The following is a 22,076-nucleotide window of genomic DNA, read 5'->3' on the forward strand; positions in this document are numbered from 1 at the left end:
TCCCCGGGAAAAGATGTGCTGTTCAGGCAGCGACAGGTCAACATGCCCGGCTAGTATCGGACTTACCAGTTGACCAGTAGGGAGTGCGACATGAAGGACGGCTCCTCCAGCGGGGTGCTGAAGAGGGAGCGGGTACGGGAACACCTGCTGGGCCTGATCGAAGCCGGCGGCCCCGGCGACCCGATCCCGTCCGAGCGCACGCTCTGCGCGACGCTCGGCGTCTCGCGCCCCACGCTCCGCGCCGCCGTCGACGAACTGGTGGCCACGGGCGCGCTGGTACGGGAGCACGGCCGGGGCATGTTCGTCGCCCCCGACAAGATCACCCAGCGACTCGCCCCGGACGACACGGCCTTCGCCGTCCCCCGGGCCTCCGGCAGCTGGTCCAGCACCGTCCTGGAATCCGCCACGGTCCGGGCGGGCGCCCGGATCGGCCGCAGACTCCGCCTCTCGCCCGCCGCCGAACTGCTCTACATCGCCCGCCTCCGCCTGGTCGACGGCGCGCCCATGGCCATCGAGCACCTGCACATCCCGGCCGACCTGGTGGGCGCCGCGCTCACCCCGGAGGAACTCGAAGCGGGCGACCTCTACGACCACCTGCGGGAACACCACCGGGTCCACGTCCAGGAGGCCACCCAGTCGATCGAGCCCACGGTCGTCAGCGAGGACGAGGCCGCGCTCCTCGACGTCCCCGTCCTGTCGCCCGCCCTCCTGATCGAACGTCTCACCCTCGACACCGCCGGCCGGCCCGTCGAGTACGTCCACTCGGTGTACCGGGGCGACCGCTACCGCATCGTCTCCCGCCTCGACTTCACCCGCGACGGCCTCGTGACCTCCTCCACCGAAGGGGATGCATACTGACGCGCAGCCGACCGAACGACGGGGAGGAACCGGGGATGGAGCCACACGGAGGAGGCAGGACGGAGCCGGAGGCAGGGGGCCGGACGGCGTCGGACCTAGCGGACCGGACAGAGGCGGACGCGGCGGCGGACAGGCCGGACCCGGACGCGGCGGCAAGTCGGCCGCGTCCGGACACCGGAGGCCGGACGGCATTCAAGCGCGAGCGCGTACGGGAGCACCTGCTCACCGTGATCGACGCCCGCCGCCCCGGCGACGCCATCCCCTCGGAGCGCACCCTCTGCGCGACCCTCGGCGTCTCGCGCCCCACCCTCCGCGCCGCCGTCGACGAACTGGTGGCCACGGGCGCGCTGGTACGGGAACACGGCCGGGGCATGTTCGTCGCCCCCGACAAGATCACCCAGGAACTGGTCGCCGAGCACCACACGGCCGACGCGCCCCGCAGCCGGGGCAGCTGGACGAGCACCGTGCTCGAACTCCGTACCGTACGGGCCGGCGCGCGGATCGGCCGCAAGCTCACGATCTCCCCGGCGGCACAGCTGGTGCACGTGACCCGCCTCCGGTACGTCGACGGCGACCCGATCGCCCTGGAACACCTGCACGTCCCCGCCGACCTGGTCCCCGGCCTCACCGTCGCCGACATGGAGGGCGGCTTCTACGCCCACCTGCGCGAGAAGCGCGGCATCCGGACGGCCCACGCGGTCCAGTCCATCGAACCGACGGTGCTCAGCGAGGAGGAGGCGGCCCTGCTCGACGTGCCGGTCCTCTCACCCGCGCTGCTCTTCGACCGGATCACCTCCGACACGGCCGGCAGACCGGTCGAGTACGTACGCTCCCTCTACCGGGGCGACCGCTACCGCATCGTCTCCCGGCTCGCCCTCCGCGACGGCGCGCCCGACCACCCTGCGGCGGACGCCGCGCGCGCCGGTGCGTGGTGGGGCACGGTGGACTGACGGAACGTACGGGCACGGAAGCACGCCCCCGCTTCGAGGCCCCGCCCGCGCGTTCGGGCAGGATGGCGCCCATGGGGCGCAGAGACAGGCGTACGAGGGCGGAACTGATCGCCCTGCTGGACCGGGCCGGCCTGGAGATCGTGGGGGAGTGGGGCACGGAGAACGTGCTGACGCCCGCGGCCGCCTGGCGGCCGGTCGCCTCGTACGAGACCGTGCCGACCGCGGTCGTCCGCGAGGACCGCCCCGACCTCGTCCCCGCGCTCAACGCCGAGTGGCATCGCCTCGCGCGCGAGCACGGAATCATCGACGAGAAGGGCGAGTTCCTCCTCCACGCCGGGGACGACGACACCTGGGCCAGGGTCCGCCTCGCCCCCGCCTGGGACCTCGCGGGAGTCCTCGGCGACCGCCCCGGACAGCCCGAGTTCGTCACCCTTGCGGTCGACGGGGACGCCCTGCTCGGCGTGACCTGCGAGGAGTACGAGGTCTGGCTCGTCGCCGTCGGCGACCTCCGGGAGCGACGGGAGGAGGAAGCGCGGGCGGCGGCACGGGAATCCCCCGAAGAGCGCGAGGCCGCGTGGGAGGGGCTGCGCACCGCCCGGCTGCGGCCCACGAAGTGGCTGTGGGCGGACTGGGCGGAGTGGCTCGGCTTCAACGACGGCGCGAGCGACGAGGTACTGATCCGGCTGCTCGACGTGGGAACCGTCCACTTCCTGGACCACACGCTGTCCGCCACCGTCCTCGACGCGGCGATCGCCCACCCCGACCCGGAGGTCCGCGGCAGGGTGGCGAGGCACCGGCGATCCCTGACCCCGGAGCAGTGGACCGCGCTCGTCCTGGGTGAGCAGAGCCCGGCCCGGCGCGCCCTGCTCGTCGAGCTCGCCGCGACGCGTGGGTGCCTGACGGAGTCCGGACACGAGCGGATCGCCACCGACTCGTCCCCCCTCGTACGCGCCGAAGCCGCCCGTACCCCGGGCCTCCCGGCGCATCTCCTGGCGACCCTCGCCACCGACCCCGTCCCGTCCGTACGGGCTGCCGCGTGCGGCAGGGACGACGGCGGCCACGGGGACGAACGCGCCCACGGGGACGAACGCGCCCACGGGGGACACACGGACGCACAGGCCCCTGGGGGTCGCCCGATCGACCTGGCCGCGTACGAGACGCTCGCCCCGGACCGGGAAGCCGTCGCGTCCCGCCGCCTCACCCACGAGGTCGCCGCGCTGCTCGCCGCGCACGAGGACCCGCACACACGACGGGCCCTGGCCGGCAACCCGTACACGCGCCCCGAGGTGCTCGCGCAGCTCGCCGCCGACGAGGACGAGGGCGTACGGCAGACCCTCGCCACCCATCCCCACCTGCCGGCCGACGTCCTCGCCGCGCTCACCGAGGACGCGAGCGGGTACGTCCGCCGAACGGCATCCGTACACCCCGCACTCTCCGAGGTGCAGCGGGCGGAATGTCTGACCCGCCTCGACCTCGACGGGATGCGGCACGACGTGCCCTGGGTACGGGACCTCCACGGCGACCCGGAGGCCATGCGCCGGATCGCCGCCTCGTGCCACCCGCTCCTGAGGAGCACCGTCGCCCGCGCCCGGCACCTCCCGCCGGACGTCGTCGAACGCCTCGCGCACGACGAGGACAAGGTCGTACGCCTCTTCCTCGCCGAGTCCTGCGACGACGCGCCGGCCGACATGCTCCTGGAGGTCTGGCTGTGGTGGAACGGCAGCTTCAGCGCACCCGGGCGCCCACGCACTCACCCCAACTTCCCGCGTACCGGCCTGCTCCCGTACGCGACGGATCCGCACCCGAGGCTGCGCCAACTGGCCCTGGACGACCCCGAATCCACCCCCGACCTGGTGGAACGGTTCAGCCGGGACGAGAACAGCGAGGTACGGCTCCGGGCGGCGACCGACCCCCGGCTCTCGGCGGCCTCGGCGGTCCGGCTGCTCGACGACGGGAGCGCCTCGGTCCGGTACGCGGCGGCCCGGCACCCCGCACTGCCCGCGCGGCCCATGGTCCGGGCCCTGCGCGACGCCGACCTCAGGCAGCATGCCGTGCGGAATCCGGCGCTGCCCGAGTCCGTGATGCACTGGATGATCGACACCGCCCTTGCAGGGCTGGAGGAACTCCGACGTGACCAGTGAGAGCCCCGGCGCGGGCGGCCCCAGGCCCTGATCGAGGACCTTCGGTCAGCCGAACCGGCCGGACCGGTCGTCGCCGCCCGGACGGAAACGCGGAAGGCGCAGAGGCCGCCACCGGCGGCCCGCACCCCTCCGGGGAGGCGGGCCCGCAGACACAGGCGGGAGGGGATAACGGTCGCGGCCGCCGCTCGCCGGCAGCTCGTCCTCGAAGTCACAGGCGGCCAGCGCCGTGAAACCCATCTCCCACAGGGCCTCCAGGACGAGGGCGACCGCGTCCACCACAGCGCCGGGGCGCGCCTCCGCGGGTGCTTCGCACTCCAGGACGGTCGGCCACTGGAGAAAGTCGAAGGGATGGGCCTTGTCGCCCGTGACGTAGCCGTTGTCGTCACCGGTCACCCGCACCGGCCCCACCACCAGCACGCCACCCTCATCGCCCGGTCCGAGGACGCGCCTCAGCCGGGCGAGGACGGTCGAGCCGTCCGAGGCGTCGACGTAGATCGTGCAGTCCTCGTACGACACCGCACCCCCCAGAGAACCCATGGACCCGCCCACCCCTCCACGCCCAGCAGAACACGGCACGGCATAACGCGGGCTCCGGGCGATCCGGATGTCGCTCGCCGGGGCATCGTGATGTCGGGTCGCCATGACCTCCACTCTGCCCACACCCACTCGACAGCCGGAAACCGACGCTGTTCCCGCTACTGAGGCGGCGAGCTCGGCACGATCTCGGGATTGACCGTGTCGAAATACACGTGGTCCGTCGTGGCGGAGAAGAGGAACCGGCCCGTGTAGAGCGACTTGGTGAGGTACTCGTCGTAGCGGACGCTGCCCAGCCACTCGGCGCCCTCGGGCAGGAACTCCGTCAGCTCCTCCGGGATGTCGGACGGCGGCGAGGGGACGAAGGCGTACATCGGCCTGCCGACGATGGCCTTGGCGGCCCCGGCGGGCAGACGGGCGACCCCGACCACACGCACCTGCGGATCCTGGTCCGGAATCCATTCGCGCCCCGAGTCGTTCGGGTTGTAGCCGAGCCAGTGGGGGTCGGACAGCCGGCCGATCGCGCGGAACCGGCGCTGAAGCGGCTCGACGTCGGTGCGCACCTTCCTGAGGTCCGGGTCGGGAGAGTCGTCGGCGGACCCGCATCCGACGGCACCGCCGCCCAGTACGAAGAGCCCGCCGAGCACCATCAACCCACGACGACTGAGCGACTTCGACGTCCCCATGACCGCACCCCCGTGTGTCCTGCGAGAGCTCGATTCTAAGAGACAGTGTTCTCCGTACAGAGACGTTCCAACGCTTCCCCTCCGGGAGCTACCGTCGCCGGGTCCTCCGCCCGGCCGCGTACCCCCCGATGCCCAGGCCGATCCCGACCAGGGTCAGCACGATCCCGAGGGCCCCGAGCGCCATCGTCGCCCCCGGCACGGCGAAACCCTGCCGCGCTCGCCCGAGCACTCCGGAGGCCGCGACACTGCCCGACTGCTCGTCGAGGAAGAACCGCGAGTCGTTCGAGTTCTCCCGGTGATCGCCCAGCAGGAACAGCCGCCCGTCCGGCACCTGCACGTCGTACGGTTCGGTGGCCGGGCCGAGCTCGCCGCGCTGCACGTACGGTTCGTCGACCGGCTTCCCGTTCACCGTGATCCGATCTCCGTCGGACACCACGTGGTCGCCGCCCATCCCGATGACCCGCTGCAGGACGGGTCGGCCCTGATAACGGTCGGGCACGTCGACGAGTACGACGTCACCCCTGCGTATCTCGCCCACGTCGATGTGCTCGACGACCAGCCGCTCGCCCTGGCGGTGCGTGGGCTCCATCGCCTGGCCCATGACGGTGACCCCCTGGTAGTTCATGAAGAAGTACCCGAGGCCTCCCAGCGTCAGGACCAGCCCGAAGGGCACCAGTACGCGGGACGCGACTCTCAGCCCGCTGCCCGCTCTCCGCTGACGCATGCACACCCTCTCCGTCGGACCGCCCGAGGCCGGGCGGACCAGCAGAGGCTAACGGGATGCCCCGCGAGCGATCTGCGGGGATCCGGGATCCGGGATCCGGGATCCCGGATCCGGCAGTCCAGCGCTCGCTGGTCGGCCCGCTACTCGTACCGGTACTTCAGCGAGTCCGCCTCCGCCTGCTCGATGTCGGTGATCGTCAGTTCCGGCATCCGCAGCTGGGCCAGCGTCACCTCGGCCGAGGCCGGCTGGGCGTCCGCCGGGAGCCACTGCTCCGGCTTCCAGGCCCCGCTGCGCAGGAGCGACTTGGGGCAGTGCGGGTAGACCTCCTCGATCCCCACCACCAGCGCGCTGGCCGGCGGCTTGCCCACGGCGGTCAGCTGCGACAGCAGCTCCGGGCGGGTCGAGACGCAGGCCCGGCCGTTCACCCTGAGCGTCGTGGTGCGTCCCGGGATGACGAACAGCAGCCCGGCGCGCCCGGTGGCGATGACGTTCTGCAGGGTGTCCAGGCGCTTGTTGCCGGTCGCGTCCGGTATCGCCACCGTGCGTGAGTCCAGGACGGCGACGAACCCGGCGGGGCCGCCGCGCGGGGAAACGTCACAGTTGCCCTCGGCGTCCGCGCTGGCGACCAGGACCAGCGAGGAGCAGCCGATCAACCGCCGGGTCTGCTCGGTGAGTTCGGTCATCTGCTTGCGGATGGCCGTGTCATTGGGGAGTTCGTAGGTCCGGCGCAGCGTCTCCTGGTCGGGCACGGCGTCGAGGCGGAGCGAGTCGAAGGCACTGCCGGCAAGGGTTTTCGTCATGCCTCCGACACTAATGTGCGGACCTGCGATTGATCTTGGCGCAGGTCGTGTTCAGGGCGTCGCGGCACGCAGGTCGGGGCGATTCCTGGGCAGCCCGAAGCCCGCGATCTCCCTCTCCTCGCGAACCGTCTCGCGCCGTGATGACGAGATGGGAGTTGGCCAGGCCGGGACAGAACCTGTCGACGTCGCTGGTGTAGCCCTCCCAGCCGAACGAGTCGTAGAGGTTCAGCATCTCCTCGGGATCGAAAGCATCCTCTGTCGTAATGAACACGCCTGACCTCCATGGAGCGGTGCCGTTTCGGATGCGTCGGGCCGCCACCTCGATACCGCATCTGACCCCGAGCGCGCCGGAAGCGTCAAGATCGACAACACCTGGTCGGTATGCCCTCGGAACCGCTCCCCCCGTTTGACAGTGCCCGTTGTCGGGCGTAGTCCGGAAGAAGGGATCCATCCGTAGAGGGGATCCATCCGTCGACGGAGGGAAACGGAGAGGAGTTCCGTCATGCTCGGTGAACTGATCGGCGAGGAGCAGGGAGAAACCACGGGAATTCGGGTGCTGTCCACCGACGGCGGCCACCCCGTCATGGAGGCGTCCTTCCAGGCGACCGGCACGCTCCTGGGTGTAGGGGTCAAGGACATGGGCACGTACGAATCGGTCGTACGAGCCGACGGCAGCCTCTTCGGAGAAGGCCAGGGCGTCTTGATGACCCAGGACGGTGAGACGATCACCTGGCACGGCTCGGGCGTGGGCAGCTTCGACGAATCCGGCGCAGTCGACTGGCGAGGCGCCCTGTTCTTCGAAACCGTCGCCGCGAAGTTCGCCCGACTCACCGGCGTCGCCGGATTGTTCGAGTTCCATGTCGAGGAGAGCGGGAAGGCCACCGCCAAGATCTATGAGTGGAAGTAACCCCGACGGCAACCCGGAGGGAGCCCGCGCAGCTCATCCCTGGATGTGGCGGACCATGCGGAGGTTCGGCAGTCTGTCCTGCCAGAGCTGTCGCTCACCGGTGGTCCGGAAGCCGTAGTGCTCGTAGAAGCGGACGGCCCGCTCGTTGTACTCCGTCACCCACAAGCGCATCGGCACCTCTCCGGCCCACGCGAGGAACGCGCCCATCAACCGCCCACCGACGCCCCTCCCTTGGGCCGTCTCCAGGAGATACATGGGCCCGAGGTCGACGACGCCGTCGCGGCGCCCACACAGAATGCCGACGATCTCCCCCTCGGAGCGGACGACACGACAGAAGAGCGCGTGCGGCTCCCTGGCCGTCCGCTCGATGAACGCGCGCCACGGAGCAGAGCCCTCCGCCGTCGCTGTCTGCCCCCGGTGCTCCCTGATCCAGGCCTCGTCGATGCCTGCCTCTTCGTTGGGGTAGGTCTCCAGCCACGCGGCGAGGTGCATCTGGGCGATGCCCCATGCTTCATCGGCGCGAGGTTCTCCGATCACGTAGTCCATGTGTCCGCCCCCGACTCCCACTCGCACTCCCACATCCCTCACACGCCCAATCCAGCAGCGCGTCCTGACGGTGATTCAGCGATTCAGCGCGAGGACGTTCACCGGCAGCGGAGAACCGTCCACGAGCCGCGCTCGATGTCGGCCGTGACCGGTGCGGCGACAGCGGCCGTGATCCGAGAGATCGCGCCCAGAGCCTCGTCCCGGCTCAGACGATCCCCGTCGCCGTGGCCCAGCGACCACGCGACCCCGGCGCTCGTCGTCGCGACCGCGGGTGCGCCGGCCTCCGCCACGACCCGGGCGGATGCGGCGTCCCACGCGTTGGGCAGGACCAGCGGCGTGCCGGGGACGTGCAGGGACCGGAAGAGAAGTGCCTTCTCCGCGAGAGTCGTCATGCGGGCATTGCACCACGACGGACCGAGGAACGATCACCGATTTCTCGGCGCAGTGAGCGGCCGCCGGACACTCGGGTCGCCGCCCGCGGACCGGCGGGCGACGATGGAGTACGGGACCGATCTCGGGGCCGGGCGCTGGGAGGCAGCCGTGGCGCGCACCCGTATGACCGACGTACTCGTCGTGGGCGCCGGTCCGGTCGGACTCAGTGCCGCCGCCGAGCTCCTCCGCCGCCGCGTGCGCTGCCGTCTGATCGACCGGCTCGCCGCCCCGCTTCCCTACGCCAAGGCCGTCGGGATCCAGCCGCGCACCCTGGAGATCTGGGACCGGATGGGCCTGGCCCGCGCCGCCCTGGAGGCCGCCGCCGAGATGCGCGGACAGCTGATCTACGTCAACGGCGAGGAGCGGGCGCGGATCGAGCTCGCGCTGCCGCCCGAAGTCCCGTACGGATTCGCCGCGCTCCCGCAGTACGAGACCGAGCGCCTCCTCGACGCGTACGTCACCGACCTGGGCACGGCCGTCGAGCGCGGCACGGAACTGCTGTCGTTCACCCAGGACCAGGACGGCGTCACCGCTCTCCTGCGCACCGCGAGCGGAGCGGAGGAGGAGGCCCGGGTGGGCTATCTGATCGGCTGCGACGGAGCCCACAGCATCGTGCGCAAGCAGCTGGGCCTCACCTTCGAGGGCGGTGCCTTCCCCGAGGAGTACATGCTCGCCGACGTCGAGGCCGACTGGGACCTGCCGTACGGCTACGGCGTACGGTCCAGCCACCTGGCCGCCGACGGCTCCACCGACGACCTGCTGGTCTGCATCCCGTTGCCCGGGACGGGCCGCTACCGCATGTCGATGCTGGTCCCGCCCGAACTCTCCACACTCGCCATGGAGCCGGCGCCCACGGACCCGGGCGAGGCCCGGACAGGCGGCGACGGCCGGACGCGCGGCACCGGTGCGCCGGGCGGCACCGGTGCGCCGGGCGGCACCGGTGCGGTGGGCGGCGACGGCGTGGCGCACGGCCTGGAAGGCGGCCGCGCCCCCGAGCTGTCCCACATCCAGGCCGTCGTGGACCGGCTTGCCCCGAAGCCGGCCACCCTCTCCCGGATGCGCTGGTCGTCCATCTTCCGCATCAGCCACCGGATCGTCGACCGCTACGCCGACGGCCGGGTCTTCGTGGCGGGCGACGCCGCCCACATCCACCCGCCGACCGGCGCCCAAGGCATGAACACCGGCATCCAGGACGCCTGCAACCTGGCCTGGAAACTCGCCCTCGTCGTCCGCGGCGAGGCGGGCCCCGCCCTGCTCACCAGTTACGACGCCGAGCGCCGCCCGGTCGGCGAGGAGGTCGTCGGCCGCACCGTACGCCATGCCACCCAGGGCATGGAGAACGACACCGCCGACCCTCGGACACTGATGCTCCGCGAAGCCCAACTCCTCGTCGGGTACCGGGGCGGCCCGCTCGCCCGCAGCACGTACGGCCCGGCCGACGCGCCCCAGCCCGGCGACCGCGCCCCGGACTGCGCCGGCCTGACCACCCCGGTCGCCACGTACGCGCTGCGCCTGCTCGACATCCTGCGGGGCCGTACGGAGCACGTCCTGCTCCTGTACGCGTCCGCTCCGACCGAACTGGCCGCGGCCGCGGCGGCCGGCGGGGTGGTACGGGGACACGGCGCCGGCCCGGCGGCGGGGCACCCACCGCAGATCGTCGCCGTCCTGGCCAGGGAAGCACCGCCGACCGCCCTGGACGGCCTCGTGGTCGCCGGATACCACGACACCGAGGGGGAGTTCGCCCGGCTGTACCGCCCCGAAGGACCGACCGGCTTCGTCGTCCGCCCGGACGGACAACTCGGCTCCCGCTTCCCACTCGCCGCCACCGCCGCGGCCCTGACCGACTACCTCACGACCCTCTCCGCGCCCTCCGCACCCTCTATGCCCTCCGCGCCCGGGTGAACGCGATGGCCGGGGCGACCGCCACGCCGCCCGCGGTCACCGCGAGGGTGACCGTGAACCGTTCGGCTTCCTTCAGCCGAGCTGTTCGGCCAGCCCGACGACGATGCCCTCAGGGCCGCGGACGTAGCAGAGCCGATAGCTGTTCTCGTACCGCTCCAGCTCGCCGACGAGTGCGGCGCCGTGGGTGCGCAGGCGGGCGACGACGTCCTCGATGTCGTCGACGGCGAACATGATGCGACGGATGCCCAGCGTGTTCGCCGGCGCGTCCTCCGGCTCGCCGCGGATCGCCTTCGGCGTGTGGAACATCGCCAGCTCGATGCGGCCGTGGCCGTCCGGCGTCCGCAGCATGGCGACCTCCTGGCGGACGTCGTCGATCCCGATGACACGCTCCACCCAGCGCCCCTCGACGGGCATCCTGCCTTCCAGCTCCATGCCGAGTTCGAGGAAGAACGCGATGACGGCGTCAAGGTCGTCGACGACGATGAGGACGTTGTCCATCCGCTGGATCGGCATACGGGGTCTCCTTGGGTGCGAGTACGACCACGATGGCTGCCTACGTCCCTGAGACGGAGCCGCCGGGCCGCACTCGACATCCTCGGTCACACGATCCTCGGACAGGGGCCGCGCCACGGCGGTCGAGAGAAAGGAGCGGGTCCGAGGGCGTAGCCTGCCCCCGGACCCTGGCGATGCCGCTCACATCACACGCCGGCACACTTGAGGACCCGGGTCATTCGTCATTGCGTCGCGTCCTGCCGTTGGACCACCGCCGATCGAGCTCGGCGGACCAGATTCGAACTGGCATTTCGACGCACCAGGGCCCGGGCCCGGTCGATCCGGCGATGAGCGGCGCATGCTGAGTCTGGAGCAATAGTCTGAGATTGACCGCGGTCTGCCTCTGCCTGGTTGGGCCATCCCGGCAGGAAGTGCCGGGAGGAGGACTCGAACCTCCACTGGAACCGCGGATGTCACGACAAGGCTCAGCTTCAGCTTTGCGCTCCTCGCGCACCCCGGCCGTTCTCTGTGGCCGGGGAGTCTGTGGTGTCCCGGCTACCCGAAGAGGTAGCCGAAGACGGCGTCGCCGACCCGCTGGTCGGTGACCTCGGCGCTGTTCGCCTCCTCACGGGCGAACTTCACCGCCTGCTGGAGCTTCTCCACCCGCTCCAACAGCTCGTTGACCCGCCGGGCCGGCAGCGCACCCGAGAACTTCACCGTCGTCCAGTAACCGACCGGCACGTCCTCGTAGTAGACGTCGACCTGCGCGGGGTGCTTGTCCGTCGCCTCCGCCTTGACGTGGTTGCGCGGCACCTTCTTCGTACGGAGCGTGCGGACGACCTCGGTCTTCCACGCGTCGGTCGACGGGTCCTGCGTCCACGACTCGGCGGCGTCCAGTACGGGAAGCTTGCGGACGAAGGTGTTGATGTCCGTCAACTGCTTCTCCAGGAACAGCAGATACGCGACGGGCACCTGCGCCACGAGCACGCGTCCGTCGACCGTGATGTCGGCGCGCGCCTCGCAGTTCGCCCAGTCCTTGGTGGCCGTCACATCGAAGAGCCGGGTCAGCGCTCGCGCGGTGTCGCGCAGCACGTCCTCGGCCTTCACCTGCACCAGCGTGGACTCGGGCGGCAGTTGCTCGCCCTCCTCGTCCTTCGGCTGGTAGGTACGGGAGATGCCGGCGAGCAACGCGGGCTTCTGCAGGCCGTGATGAGCCGCCGTCAGGTCCTGGTGCGCCCGGGACTTGACGCCCTTCTCCACTGCGATGATCTGATTGAGTTTCGTTGCCACGTCGCCGACCCTAGTACGCGGGAGAACGACAGATCGAACGGTTTTCCACCGACTCGGATCCCGAACCGCGCACACCTTTCGTAAGCGCCACAGAGACTCAGAGCATCAGCAGCAGCCGCGTCTTCGAGACGAGCTTCCGATTCACGCTGGTGCTCTGGACGAAGATGGTGAAGTCGTCGTTGTGGTCCGGCTTGACGCGCGTCTCCACGTCCGCCAGGCCGATCAGGGCTCGGGCCTCTGGCCCCGTGTAGACCCGGTCCGTCTTCTTCTCCAGCACCGCGATCTGCTTCCGCGCCTGGATCTTCTCCGGCTTGCTCAGCTGGTAGAAGGCGCAACCCGTACGGTAGGTGTGGCCGGATTCGACGACCCATTCCCGGATCGCCACGTCACGGGCCACCGGAATCACCTGGTACTTCGACGGATTCACCGGGGTGAGCCCGGCCGCCTTGATGGTCTCCTCGTTGACGGCATCCGCACCCATGGAGAAGACCGCCCGCGAGCCGCGAATGCCCTGGGCGCGCCCCACCATGAACTTCTCGGTTGCCTGCTGGATGACCTGCCCGGCCTCTTCCAGACCCTGGGTGCTCGTGGCGTCCCAGATGGCGATGTTCTCCTTCGGGAACCCGCACTGCATGGCCTCGCGCTTGCCCATCTGGTCCGGCACGAGGACGGCCAGCGTCCAGTTGTCCTCCTGCGTCGCGATCATCTCGGCGACGGCCTGGGTCAGTTCACGCGGATTCCGGGCAGGGGCGCCGGGGCAGCGGTGACTCGCGTTCTCCTGTCCGTCGGTCAGTACGAACGTCAGGAAGCTGTGGTCGCCGTACAGTTGCGCCGTCTGCGCGAGTTCCCGCTGCGACTTCAGCGCGGCCGCCAGCAGGGCCGTCATGCCGCCGACCCGGTACAGCTCCTTCAGGGACGGCATGCGCAGCACGTCCTTGTCGTAGATGACGCACTCCACCTTGTCCGCGAAGGCGTACACCGTGACGCGGGTCTCCTGGTCCAGCTCCCTCGACCGGCGGGCAAGGTACGCGATCTGCTGGTCGGCGACTTCGACGACCTTGCGGCTCAGGTGCGACATGGACGAACTGGCATCCAGCACAAGAGCGACGTGGTTGATGTAGTTCTGGCTTCCGGACATGACGACTCCCCCTCGTTCCGTTCCGACTCGATACCTCCACCGTCTCACCCACCACTGACAATCGATCTTGACGCCGGCCGAGGGGGGAGGGGGCAGGGCGGGGGAGCGGTGCCGGCCACGCTTCGGCCCGGCCGACTACCGCGAGCGTCACGCGGTCGAGTGCGGGATCGACCGGCTCAAGCGTCACCGAACTGTGGCCACGCGATGCGACGAGCTCGCCGTCCGCTGCGAGGCGACCGTTCTCATCGCAGCTGTCAACGAATGGCTGTGACGAACGATGGTTGGTAGGGGCGCACGCAACGGGAACTCCCGGTTTTCCGTTGCCCGATCGCCCGTCTTTGCAGCACCGGGATTGCAGCTGGAGCGACGGTACCTGAACCCCGTCGCCACACCCATCGCACTACGAACGAAGATCCACTTCATGTCGGCCCCTCGCCGGTCGACCGTGCCCGCCCCGGTTCCAAGCACCATGTGATCGTCGACCGTCACGGGACCCCGCTCGCCGTCACACTCACCGGCGGCAACCGGCACGACGTCACCCAGCTCTGGCCGCTGCTCGACGCCGTCCCGCCGATCCGGGGCCTGCGAGGTCGGCCTCGCCGCACGCCCCGGCGGCTGTATGCCGACCGGGGCTACGACTTCGGCAAGTACCGCCGTCTGCTGTGGAAGCGCGGCATCGAGCCCGTGATCGCCCGACGCGGTGTGCCCCACGGCTCCGGACTCGGCACGGTCCGCTGGGTGGTCGAACGGACCTTCGCCTGGCTCCACCAGTTCAGACGGCTACGCATCCGCTACGAGCGACGCGCCGACCTCCACCAGAGCCTCCTCGTCGTGGCCTGCGGCCTCATACGCCTACGCCGCCTCCAACCGTTCACGGCCGGTTCCCGGCCAGACGGAAGACCGGGGCCGATCCGGCTGACGTTGGCTGCTGTACGGGACCCGCACGGAGCCCAGCCGCGTCCGGCCTCGTCCGACACCCTGCCTCGGAGGCGAACGCGGCGCGCTCACCGATGCGTTCGGTGACGGCGGCGGGCCAGGACGCCCCGGCGGCCCGCTCCTCGGCGCGCTTGACCAGCTCGGCGGCGGAGGGCCGGTCGGCGGGGTCCTTGGCGAAGCAGCGCCGGAGGAGCGCGGTGAGCTCGGGACCGGCCTCCGTGAGCCGCCCGAAGTCGGGCTCGCCGTGGACGACCCGGTAGAAGTCGCGAACCACGGCGGCTTGGCCGTCCGGTCGCTCGCGAGGAGCTTCGTGGAGCAGCTTCGTGTTGGCCCCGGCGGGCAACCGGGCGAGATTGTCCAGCTCGTGCCCGAAGTGACTGAGGAAGTCCGCGTCCTCGGCGAGCACGGGCGGGACCCGCTTCACCGCCGCGAACTTCCCCGGCACGGCACCGAGATAGACCCGCCCCATGCCACCGGACCCGAGCACCCCCAGCAGCCGGAAAGCTCCGATCTGCCGGGGATCCCCCTCCTCCAGCGGCACGGCCCCACTGCCGTCGAGCGTGAACAGGCCCGAGTTGCCTTCCAGTTCCCCCTGTATGGGCCGCACAGTAGCTGAGCGTCTTTCAACTCTGTGCGGAGCCCAAGTATGGCTTTGGTCGACGGTGTTGGGCGGCTACGCCGTCGTCGGCAGACCCCTCTTCTTCCTGTCCTCCTTTTCCGCCTCCTGCAGCGCCGCGATCCTCTCGCGGATCACCCCCTTCTTTGCATCGCCCAGCAGATCGCTCTCGTCGAGCTCGGCGATGCTGCGCTGTTCCAGCGGGTGGGAGGAGTGCCGGAAGTTGTCGGCTGTCGCGAGGGTGCCTCCGTCGCCGCGTTCCTCGGCGAAGAAGTGCGCGATCGCATCACGGAGCATCGCCTGGTCCTGCTCCCCGAAGCGGCCCGCCCACGCGCCGTCGGTGACCTCCTGGTCGTTCGCCCTTTCCTGGCCGAGGAAGGCCCGCCCGTACTGCGAACCGAAGACCGCTTCCAGCTTCCCGCCGCGCTCCCAGCCCTTGGAGGGGTACTTCGTCGCGTCCGTCTCGTTGTCCTTCCCGTCGGCGTTCCTGTTCCTGGCCTGGTTCGGGGAGATGTCGATCGACAGGGTCTTGATCCCGGCGAAGGTGAACTGGTCGGTGACGCCGCTGCGCATGCCGACCGCGCCGATGATGGTGAACTTCTCATTGAGGTAGTGCAGCAGTGCCAGCTCGGAGCGGCGGCCCGTCATCCCGGACCACTCCCAGTACTTGTGCAGGTGCGGCCTGTCGGTGGGGATCGGTCCCGGAATGTCGCCGATGAGGACGGGCCGCGCGCCCCCGAGATCGGGGTGCGTGCTGATCATGTCCTGGAGCTGGGTCAGACCCTCCCGTCCGGTGTCGAGCGCGGGGGCGTTCCCCTCCCCGGTGTGGCCGCTGTCCCGGTAGTTCACGATGACGTACCGGACGCCTGTCTTAAATTTGCTCAGCGGGTGATCGGATTTCGAGTGGGCGGCGTCGAAAGCCTGCTTGGTGACCTCGTCCGGAGCGGCGTACTCACGGTAGAAGTCCTGCATCCCCGCCGCGTCACCCCCTTCACCGACCCAGGCGCGCCGCTGCTCCAGCATGCCTTCCTTGAAGTCGTCGGTGGATTTGGTCTCGCCGCTGTGCCCGATCTTGAGGTTCCTCGGGCTCTCTTTGGTGTAGAAGACCCGGCCGGGCAGGTCCTTGTGGAGTTGGTACATGTGCTGGGCCTTGCGATCGACGGAGCGCTTCTCCGCGGGGCGGTTGTCCCGGGTCGCGGCGATCTCCGTGGCGATTTCTGCGTCCGTCTCCGCTTTGAGGTTGCCCCTGTAGAGGGCCTCGGGCGAGGTTTCCATGGCCGCCTTGATCCGGCTTTTCTTTTCTTTTTCGCGCCACTTCGCGACTTGGGCCTCAGCATCAGCAGCAGCAGGATCATGACCAGTAGGAAAGGATGTGCCGACTTCATCTCCGATAGCGGCCTTTATTTGGTTGAACGCAATCGCCCTCGCGGTGGATGCAGCGACCTTGTCCGGGGATTTCTCCTCCGCCCTCCTCCTGTTTGTCACGGATTCGGTGATCCGCTTTCCGTCGGCCTTTGGGTCGAAGTCGTCCAGCAGTCCGTACATGAGGAGCCTGAGGTCCGGGTTGACGATCAGGGCGGCCCGGACGTGGTACATGTCGCCGGAGTGATTCGCGTTGACGACGAGAGTGTTCTCGGCCGTCAGTCCTTTGGCCTTCGCATCCGCTGCGCTGTTGATCTTGATGCCGAACATCGGGGCGGTCGGGACCACCGCCGCCTGCGTGGGCGCTGCGGAGGATGAAGACGTCGTCTCCGCCGGCTCCGTCGGCACCCGCTGAACGGAGGGCTGCGTGCCCCCGGTCGCGCGCTGGACGGGCTGCGCGGCAGCCTGCGCCGCCGGAGCCGCGCCCGACAGCGCGCGCCGGGCGTTCGCCTCGGCCTCCCGCTCGAAGCGGTCCGAGGGATCGGAGACGCGCAGACCGGAGCCGTTGTCCGTGCCGGACACCGGGCCCTGACGCTGCTGGATGACATGCGTCAGCTCATGCGCGAGGGTGTGGCGGTCGCCGCCGCCGTCGCCGATGACGATGTGACTGCCGGAGGTGTACGCGCGGGCGCCGACCTCGGCGGCGGAGGCGCGGGCGGCGCTGTCGTCGTGCACGCGCACGTCGGAGAAGTCGGCGCCGAGCCGGGACTCCATGTCGGCACGGGTGCCGTCGTCGAGGGGGCTCCCGGAGCTGCGCAGGACGCCGTGCACGGCGGAACGCTGTACGGGGGCGGGCGCGGCCTCGGAGCTCTGCGCGTGGCCGCAGCCGGCGCCGTGCTGGTGCCGGGCCTCCTCGACCAGCCGGGAGACGGCGGCGTTGCCGATCGTGCGCTGGAGGGCGAGGACCGTCTGCGGGGACAGGACACCGCCGACACCGGTCGCAGGGGTGCTCGTGGCGCCGCGCGAAACGTCACGGCGGGCGCCCGCCTCGGCCGCCGTCGCGGTCGACGGCTTCGGTGCGTCCTTGGCGTGCATGGGAATCCCCCTGAAGGGCGTGGTACGGGTACGTGCCTCCCTGTCTAGTCGGCGGGGCCGACGGGGCACAACGGACGCCAGGGCAGCTTCCGATGGGCGATCGGGCAACGCGGGTTCGGGTCCCGGAGGCTCAGGAGGCGGGGGTGTCCAGCGCGTCTCTGGTGGGGCCGCCCTCTTTTTGAGGGTCGCAGCTTCCGGTGGCGCGTCAAGGGCGCTCCCTGCGGTCGCGTGACGCCGGCCACAGACCGGTCGGCCCCTGCGCGGGCACGCGGGTGGCCACCGCACCTGTCAACGGCCGGAGTCGCGTCCCGGCAGTCCCCCCTTCCGGCCGGCCGCAGAGCAGCGCGAGCCGCATTCGCAAACGCCACCCCCGCCCGGGGGCTTCCGCCGCCGGAGGCGTGACGGGCCGCCTGCGCACCTCATTTTGAAACAATCAGCGAGGCCGGTTCATCGGTCCTGTTCCACGCTGGACAGCGCTTCGGTGACCAGGCGGGTGGCGAAGTCCTGGTCGTCGGTGAGGCGGTTGATGTGCTCGGCGAGTAGGAGGGCGGTGGCTTCCAGCGGATTCATCTCGTCCTTGGTCCAGTCCCCGTACTGCCGGCGCCACAGGCTGGGGCTCAGGCCGGTGCCGGCAGCGATGACCAGGCCGGCCATGGTGGGGATGGCCTCGGGGCTGACGCTCTTGGGCATCTTGCCCATCGCGGCCACGAGGCTGGGGACCACGTACTCGATGACGTCCTTGCCGTGGTCCTCATGGGCCATCCTCAGCCACTTCATGAAGATGTAGACGAGGGTGCAGGCACCGTCGATGAGGTCGTGGACGCCCGTGGGCCCCAAGGACGCGATGAACTGTTCGGTCAGCCGCTGCTGTTCGGGATCGGACCCGGCTCGGGAGTCGTAGATGGACTTGAGCCGGGAGTCGATCACCAACAGCGCTGCGTTCACGTCGCCGGCGGGAGCGTGCCGGGGGTCGCAGGACGACGACACAGGATCCTCCTCATGCGGCCGCGGAAGACAGGGCGGCGGCCTGTCTGCACGCTATGCGGCCGAGCAGACAGGAGTCAGGAGAATCCCGCAGGAGCACCCTTTCGTGGCGCACCCAGGAGTGCCCGGAGAATCCCGGCTCGGGCACTCGGCAGAGGTGCGGCCGATCTCAGTAGGTGTGCCCCACGTGCGCGAGCGCCTGCTTCAGCAGCACCCCGCGGCCACCCGGCATCTCATCCTGCACGGCGGGGGAAGCCGCCTCTTGCGGGCTGAACCAGACCAGGTCCAGCGCGTCCTGCCGCGGCCGGCAGTCGCCCGCGACCGGCACGATGTAGGCCAGGGACACCGCGTGCTGGCGCGGGTCGTGGTACGGGGTGACGCCCGCGGTGGGGAAGTACTCCGCGACGGTGAAGGGCTGCAGGGACGCGGGGACGCGGGGCAGCGCGACCGGGCCGAGGTCCTTCTCCAGGTGGCGGAGCAGCGCGTCCCGGACTCGCTCGTGCTGCATCACGCGGCCGGACACCAAGGTCCGGCTGATCGTCCCGTCGGCGCCGATCCGCAGGAGCAGACCGACGCTGGTGACTTCGCCGCTGTCGTCCACGCGTACGGGTACCGCCTCGACGTACAGGATCGGCATCCGGGCGCGGGCCGTGCCCAGCTCGTCCGTGGTCAGCCAGCCGGGCGTGGTCTCAGTCATGTCAGACATCGCTTGATCATACTTTCCCGGTCGCGTCTTGGGCCCAATTCACGTGTCTGCCACCCGGGTGGGAAGGGAAGGAAATCGAACAGGGCCCTCGACGACCAGCCCAGGCGTCCTCAGACGGGCCGCTGGGCCATGACGACCAGACCCGGCCCGACTTCCCCCTCCGCGGGGAGTCGGAGCTCGGCGACCGGACGCAGCCCGGCTTGCTCGATCAGTTCCACGAGCTGCTCCGGCCGCCACTTGTGCGTCGTCCACCGCACGGGTACGCCTCCGTAGGCGTCGGTGCGCACCAGGTCCTCGTCGCCGACGTGCGTCCCGGTGATGAAGTGTCCGCCCGGCTTCAGGGCGCGCGCGAACTGGGAGAGGACCTGGGGAAGGATGTCGCGAGGAAGGTTGAACAGCGACCACCACCCGAGGACGCCGCCCAGGGACGCCTCGACCAGGTCGAGCTCGGTGGCCGAGGCGACGCTGAAGCGGCATTCCGGATGCATACGGCGCGCGTTCTCGATCATCCGGGGCGAGAGGTCGACCCCGGACACGTCGAGTCCGCGTTCGGCGAGGTAGGCCGTCACCGTCCCCGGCCCGCAGCCGACGTCGAGGACGGGCCCGAGGTCGCCCACGGTGTCGGCGAAGGCGTCGATGGATGCCTTGAGCCAGGGATGGCGACGGATGTCGCCCATGCCCGTCGTCACCACCATGTGGGCGTAGGTGTCGGCCACTCGGTCATAGGACTCACGGACCGTGTCGAGATCGGCTGGGCGGTCGATGGGGTGGTGTGTGCGCATCGGCCCACCATAGGGCGGCGTGCTGGGAAGCACAGCGAGCACAGGAAGCATGGGTGCAGGCAACAATGGTGCGCTGGGATCGCTTACGGTCCGGCTGCCGTGCGGGTGCCGGACCGCACGTCACTCACGGACCCGGGCGTTCACCGGCGGATGCGCGTCATCGCTGCCCGCACCCAGGCCCGCGAGCAGGCGCAGCCCGTCCTCTGCGGGACTGCCGGCGGCCGCGGACAGCACCACCAGCTCCATGCCCGAGGCCTCCGGCAGCGCGAAGTTCTCCTGGTGCAGTTCCAGCAGCCCGACCAGCGGGTGCCGGTAGGCCTTGCGTCCATGCGTACGGGCGCGCACGTCCGCGCGGGCCCAGAGGCGGCGGAACCGCTCGCTGCCCATCGCCAGCTCGCCGATGAGGGAGGCCAGTTGGGGGTCGTCGGGGAACTTCCCGGCGGCCAGGCGCAGATGCCCGACCACGTCGAGGGTGCACTTCTCCCAGTCGGCGTAGAGACCGCGCTCGGCCTCTTCGAGGAAGAGGTGCCGCGCGGTGTTGAGGCCCGGCATCGGCCGGCCGAAGAGGAGCCCGGCGAGCCGGTTCCCGGCGAGCACGTCCAGGCGGTGGTCCATGATCAGCGCGGGTGCGCCGGAGACCAGGTCGAGGACGCGCAGCAGCTCGGGCCGGACCCGTCCGCCCGGCGCCTTCGCGGGGCGGCGGCGCTGCCGGGCGAGCCGGTAGAGGTGTCCGCGTTCGGTCTCGTCGAGGCCGAGGACGCGGGCGAGCGCGTCGAGGACCTGCTCGGAGGGCTGGGTCGCGCGGCCCTGTTCCAGACGTACGTAGTAGTCGACGCTGACTCCGGACAGGTGCGCGACCTCTTCGCGGCGCAGCCCTTCGACCCGTCGGCGCCTGTCCGTGGGGATGCCGACGGCCGCCGGGTCGACCCGGGAACGCCGGGTCCGCAGGAAGCTCGCAAGATCGTCCATGCCTCCCAGTATGGCCTCGGCGGGTGCCCGTGAAGGTGGCCCTGCCAATACCAGGAAGTCCCGTCCGATGGAACGCGCGCCCCTGAACGCCGGGCGCCGCAGCTCCCAGAATCGAAGGCATCCGATCCGAACGTATGTGATCCGAGGGAGTTCCCATGAAGACGCTGATCGTCCACGCCCACCCGGAGCCGAAGTCGCTCAACAGCTCGCTGAAGGACCTCGCGGTGTCCACCCTGGAGACCGCCGGCCACGAGGTACGGGTGAGCGATCTGTACGCGATGAACTGGAAGGCGGTCGTGGACGCCGCGGACTACGGCCCCGCGGCGTCGAGCCCGCTGAGGGTCGCCCGGGACTCGGGCCGGGCCTTCGAGGCCGGGACGCTCACCCCGGACGTCCTCGCCGAGCAGGAGAAGCTGCTGTGGGCGGACACGATCATCTTCCAGTTCCCGCTGTGGTGGTACTCGATGCCCGCGATCCTCAAGGGCTGGGTGGACCGGGTGTTCACGTACCGCTTCGCGTACGGCGTCGGCGAGCACAGCGACACCAAGTACGGCGAGCGCTTCGGCGAGGGCACCCTCGCGGGGAGGAGGGCGCTGCTGTCGGTGACCGTCGGCGGCCCGGAGTCGCATTACGCCGCGCGTGGGATCAACGGCCCCATCGACGATCTGCTGTTCCCGATCCACCACGGCATCCTCTACTACCCGGGCATCGAGGTCCTGCCGCCGTTCGTGCTGCACGGCACCGACCGGATGAGCGACGAGGACTACGCGGACGTCGCCAAGGCCTGGGAGCAGCGTCTGCTCACCCTGGAGTCCACCGAGCCGATCGCGTTCCGCCGGCAGAACTTCGGTGACTACGAGATCCCGTCGCTGCTCCTGAAGGAGGGCCTGGAGCCGGCGGGCCGCACGGGCTTCGACCTGCACGTACGCGGCTGACCGCGGGCGGTCACGGCGATCGCCGCCGGAGGGCGTGCCCGAGCTCTGAAGTGGCTCAAGTCCCGTGCCGGACCGCGCCGCCCAGCGGACAAGACCCTTCCGACCGATGGCGATGCCGTGGTCGTCCTGCTCGCGAGCAGGGCCGCCTGCAGGGCCGCCTGCACGCCCGCCGACGGGAGTCCCGTCCTGACGGCGGCCCGCATCTCCTGCGGCCCGGACGTCCCGGCCACCAGGACCAGACGGCCCTGATCAGCTCGCAGACCCTGACCGAAGCCGCTCTGAGCTGCGCGG

The 22,076-nt window shown here is 70.4% G+C and carries 21 protein-coding genes and 3 pseudogenes; 7 read left to right on the top strand and 17 right to left on the bottom strand.

Annotation, left to right across the window (positions count from 1 at the left end):
- Positions 1–90: 90 nt before the first annotated feature.
- The 3 genes from ACFC0G_RS34940 (at position 91) to ACFC0G_RS34950 (ending at position 3,949) form a co-directional block, all read left to right on the top strand.
- Positions 91–858, top strand: coding sequence for a GntR family transcriptional regulator (locus tag ACFC0G_RS34940; protein WP_376411538.1), 768 nt, complete (start codon positions 91–93; stop codon positions 856–858).
- Positions 859–893: 35 nt separating this feature from the next.
- Positions 894–1,808, top strand: coding sequence for a GntR family transcriptional regulator (locus ACFC0G_RS34945; RefSeq protein ID WP_376411541.1), 915 nt, complete (start codon positions 894–896; stop codon positions 1,806–1,808).
- Between the two features lie 71 nt (positions 1,809–1,879).
- Complete coding sequence (locus ACFC0G_RS34950; protein ID WP_376411544.1) at positions 1,880–3,949, top strand: PE-PGRS family protein; 2,070 nt, start codon at positions 1,880–1,882, stop codon at positions 3,947–3,949.
- A gap of 45 nt (positions 3,950–3,994) precedes the next feature.
- On the opposite strand, the gene ACFC0G_RS34955 is transcribed toward ACFC0G_RS34950, so the two are convergent.
- From ACFC0G_RS34955 to ACFC0G_RS34975, 5 genes are all read right to left on the bottom strand, one after another.
- Entirely contained in the window at positions 3,995–4,486 is a 492-nt protein-coding gene (locus tag ACFC0G_RS34955) for a hypothetical protein (protein ID WP_376411547.1), read from the bottom strand.
- A gap of 158 nt (positions 4,487–4,644) precedes the next feature.
- Positions 4,645–5,169 carry a hypothetical protein gene (locus tag ACFC0G_RS34960; protein ID WP_376411550.1) on the bottom strand — a complete coding sequence of 175 codons (525 nt, stop codon included), beginning with the start codon at positions 5,167–5,169 and terminating at the stop codon, positions 4,645–4,647.
- A gap of 88 nt (positions 5,170–5,257) precedes the next feature.
- Positions 5,258–5,893, bottom strand: coding sequence for a signal peptidase I (gene lepB, locus ACFC0G_RS34965; protein WP_376411553.1), 636 nt, complete (start codon positions 5,891–5,893; stop codon positions 5,258–5,260).
- Positions 5,894–6,033: 140 nt separating this feature from the next.
- Positions 6,034–6,693, bottom strand: a complete 660-nt coding sequence (locus ACFC0G_RS34970) for an MSMEG_1061 family FMN-dependent PPOX-type flavoprotein (protein WP_376411556.1) — start codon at positions 6,691–6,693, stop codon at positions 6,034–6,036.
- Positions 6,694–6,703: 10 nt separating this feature from the next.
- A complete protein-coding gene (locus tag ACFC0G_RS34975; protein WP_376411559.1) occupies positions 6,704–6,964 on the bottom strand; it encodes a hypothetical protein in 261 nt (86 codons plus the stop codon).
- A gap of 231 nt (positions 6,965–7,195) precedes the next feature.
- On the opposite strand from ACFC0G_RS34975, the gene ACFC0G_RS34980 reads away from it, so the two are divergent.
- Positions 7,196–7,600 carry a hypothetical protein gene (locus tag ACFC0G_RS34980; RefSeq protein ID WP_376411562.1) on the top strand — a complete coding sequence of 135 codons (405 nt, stop codon included), beginning with the start codon at positions 7,196–7,198 and terminating at the stop codon, positions 7,598–7,600.
- A gap of 33 nt (positions 7,601–7,633) precedes the next feature.
- Here the strand turns inward: ACFC0G_RS34980 and ACFC0G_RS34985 are convergent, their stop codons facing one another.
- Together ACFC0G_RS34985 and ACFC0G_RS34990 are read right to left on the bottom strand one after the other, a co-directional pair.
- Positions 7,634–8,146: a GNAT family N-acetyltransferase gene (locus ACFC0G_RS34985; RefSeq protein ID WP_376411565.1), complete on the bottom strand. Its 513-nt coding sequence runs from the start codon at positions 8,144–8,146 to the stop codon at positions 7,634–7,636.
- Positions 8,147–8,271: 125 nt separating this feature from the next.
- A pseudogene (locus ACFC0G_RS34990) lies at positions 8,272–8,538 on the bottom strand (isocitrate lyase/phosphoenolpyruvate mutase family protein); the annotation flags it as partial.
- A 163-nt stretch (positions 8,539–8,701) separates the two neighbouring features.
- Between ACFC0G_RS34990 and ACFC0G_RS34995 the strand changes: the two are divergent.
- Positions 8,702–10,480, top strand: coding sequence for an FAD-dependent monooxygenase (locus tag ACFC0G_RS34995; protein WP_376411761.1), 1,779 nt, complete (start codon positions 8,702–8,704; stop codon positions 10,478–10,480).
- Between the two features lie 72 nt (positions 10,481–10,552).
- Here ACFC0G_RS34995 and ACFC0G_RS35000 read toward each other — a convergent pair whose 3' ends face one another.
- From ACFC0G_RS35000 to ACFC0G_RS35015, 4 genes and pseudogenes are all read right to left on the bottom strand, one after another.
- Entirely contained in the window at positions 10,553–10,993 is a 441-nt protein-coding gene (locus ACFC0G_RS35000) for a VOC family protein (protein WP_376411567.1), read from the bottom strand.
- A 411-nt stretch (positions 10,994–11,404) separates the two neighbouring features.
- Positions 11,405–11,492, bottom strand: a pseudogene (locus tag ACFC0G_RS35005).
- A gap of 35 nt (positions 11,493–11,527) precedes the next feature.
- Complete coding sequence (locus ACFC0G_RS35010) at positions 11,528–12,262, bottom strand: hypothetical protein (RefSeq protein WP_376411570.1); 735 nt, start codon at positions 12,260–12,262, stop codon at positions 11,528–11,530.
- 97 nt (positions 12,263–12,359) lie between these two features.
- Positions 12,360–13,400 carry a vWA domain-containing protein gene (locus ACFC0G_RS35015; protein ID WP_376411573.1) on the bottom strand — a complete coding sequence of 347 codons (1,041 nt, stop codon included), beginning with the start codon at positions 13,398–13,400 and terminating at the stop codon, positions 12,360–12,362.
- Between the two features lie 423 nt (positions 13,401–13,823).
- Here ACFC0G_RS35015 and ACFC0G_RS35020 point away from each other — a divergent pair.
- Positions 13,824–14,249: pseudogene (locus ACFC0G_RS35020) on the top strand (IS5 family transposase); the annotation flags it as partial.
- Between the two features lie 22 nt (positions 14,250–14,271).
- On the opposite strand, the gene ACFC0G_RS35025 reads toward ACFC0G_RS35020, so the two are convergent.
- The 6 genes from ACFC0G_RS35025 to ACFC0G_RS35050 form a co-directional block, all read right to left on the bottom strand.
- Positions 14,272–14,943 (bottom strand): hypothetical protein, encoded by a 672-nt coding sequence (locus ACFC0G_RS35025; RefSeq protein WP_376411576.1) that lies wholly within the window; start codon positions 14,941–14,943, stop codon positions 14,272–14,274.
- A 66-nt stretch (positions 14,944–15,009) separates the two neighbouring features.
- The gene (locus tag ACFC0G_RS35030) at positions 15,010–17,145 is read right to left on the bottom strand and encodes a DUF4157 domain-containing protein (RefSeq protein ID WP_376411579.1); all 2,136 of its coding nucleotides are present in this window, start codon (positions 17,143–17,145) and stop codon (positions 15,010–15,012) included.
- Between the two features lie 711 nt (positions 17,146–17,856).
- The gene (locus ACFC0G_RS35035; RefSeq protein ID WP_376411582.1) at positions 17,857–18,396 is read right to left on the bottom strand and encodes a hypothetical protein; all 540 of its coding nucleotides are present in this window, start codon (positions 18,394–18,396) and stop codon (positions 17,857–17,859) included.
- 166 nt (positions 18,397–18,562) lie between these two features.
- Positions 18,563–19,090 carry an NUDIX hydrolase family protein gene (locus ACFC0G_RS35040; protein WP_376411764.1) on the bottom strand — a complete coding sequence of 176 codons (528 nt, stop codon included), beginning with the start codon at positions 19,088–19,090 and terminating at the stop codon, positions 18,563–18,565.
- Between the two features lie 119 nt (positions 19,091–19,209).
- Positions 19,210–19,881, bottom strand: a complete 672-nt coding sequence (locus tag ACFC0G_RS35045; RefSeq protein WP_376411585.1) for a class I SAM-dependent DNA methyltransferase — start codon at positions 19,879–19,881, stop codon at positions 19,210–19,212.
- A 120-nt stretch (positions 19,882–20,001) separates the two neighbouring features.
- Positions 20,002–20,850: a helix-turn-helix transcriptional regulator gene (locus ACFC0G_RS35050; RefSeq protein WP_376411587.1), complete on the bottom strand. Its 849-nt coding sequence runs from the start codon at positions 20,848–20,850 to the stop codon at positions 20,002–20,004.
- Positions 20,851–21,005: 155 nt separating this feature from the next.
- Here ACFC0G_RS35050 and ACFC0G_RS35055 point away from each other — a divergent pair, with 155 nt between their 5' ends.
- Positions 21,006–21,785, top strand: coding sequence for an NAD(P)H-dependent oxidoreductase (locus ACFC0G_RS35055; RefSeq protein ID WP_376411590.1), 780 nt, complete (start codon positions 21,006–21,008; stop codon positions 21,783–21,785).
- The last annotated feature ends 291 nt before the right edge of the window (positions 21,786–22,076 follow it).

The sequence above is a fragment of the Streptomyces sp. NPDC056169 genome (assembly GCF_042268445.1).
Classification (GTDB): domain Bacteria; phylum Actinomycetota; class Actinomycetes; order Streptomycetales; family Streptomycetaceae; genus Streptomyces.

Excerpts from the sequence above, each read along its gene's own strand:
- ACFC0G_RS34940 (WP_376411538.1), top strand. The coding sequence starts at position 91 with ATGAAGGACGGCTCCTCCAGCGGGGTGCTGAAGAGGGAGCGGGTACGG.
- ACFC0G_RS34945 (WP_376411541.1), top strand. The coding sequence starts at position 894 with ATGGAGCCACACGGAGGAGGCAGGACGGAGCCGGAGGCAGGGGGCCGG.
- ACFC0G_RS34950 (WP_376411544.1), top strand. The coding sequence starts at position 1,880 with ATGGGGCGCAGAGACAGGCGTACGAGGGCGGAACTGATCGCCCTGCTG.
- ACFC0G_RS34955 (WP_376411547.1), bottom strand. The coding sequence starts at position 4,486 with ATGGGTTCTCTGGGGGGTGCGGTGTCGTACGAGGACTGCACGATCTAC.
- ACFC0G_RS34960 (WP_376411550.1), bottom strand. The coding sequence starts at position 5,169 with ATGGGGACGTCGAAGTCGCTCAGTCGTCGTGGGTTGATGGTGCTCGGC.
- lepB (WP_376411553.1), bottom strand. The coding sequence starts at position 5,893 with ATGCGTCAGCGGAGAGCGGGCAGCGGGCTGAGAGTCGCGTCCCGCGTA.
- ACFC0G_RS34970 (WP_376411556.1), bottom strand. The coding sequence starts at position 6,693 with ATGACGAAAACCCTTGCCGGCAGTGCCTTCGACTCGCTCCGCCTCGAC.
- ACFC0G_RS34980 (WP_376411562.1), top strand. The coding sequence starts at position 7,196 with ATGCTCGGTGAACTGATCGGCGAGGAGCAGGGAGAAACCACGGGAATT.
- ACFC0G_RS34985 (WP_376411565.1), bottom strand. The coding sequence starts at position 8,146 with ATGGACTACGTGATCGGAGAACCTCGCGCCGATGAAGCATGGGGCATC.
- ACFC0G_RS34995 (WP_376411761.1), top strand. The coding sequence starts at position 8,702 with ATGACCGACGTACTCGTCGTGGGCGCCGGTCCGGTCGGACTCAGTGCC.
- ACFC0G_RS35000 (WP_376411567.1), bottom strand. The coding sequence starts at position 10,993 with ATGCCGATCCAGCGGATGGACAACGTCCTCATCGTCGTCGACGACCTT.
- ACFC0G_RS35015 (WP_376411573.1), bottom strand. The coding sequence starts at position 13,400 with ATGTCCGGAAGCCAGAACTACATCAACCACGTCGCTCTTGTGCTGGAT.
- ACFC0G_RS35040 (WP_376411764.1), bottom strand. The coding sequence starts at position 19,090 with ATGACTGAGACCACGCCCGGCTGGCTGACCACGGACGAGCTGGGCACG.
- ACFC0G_RS35045 (WP_376411585.1), bottom strand. The coding sequence starts at position 19,881 with ATGCGCACACACCACCCCATCGACCGCCCAGCCGATCTCGACACGGTC.
- ACFC0G_RS35050 (WP_376411587.1), bottom strand. The coding sequence starts at position 20,850 with ATGGACGATCTTGCGAGCTTCCTGCGGACCCGGCGTTCCCGGGTCGAC.
- ACFC0G_RS35055 (WP_376411590.1), top strand. The coding sequence starts at position 21,006 with ATGAAGACGCTGATCGTCCACGCCCACCCGGAGCCGAAGTCGCTCAAC.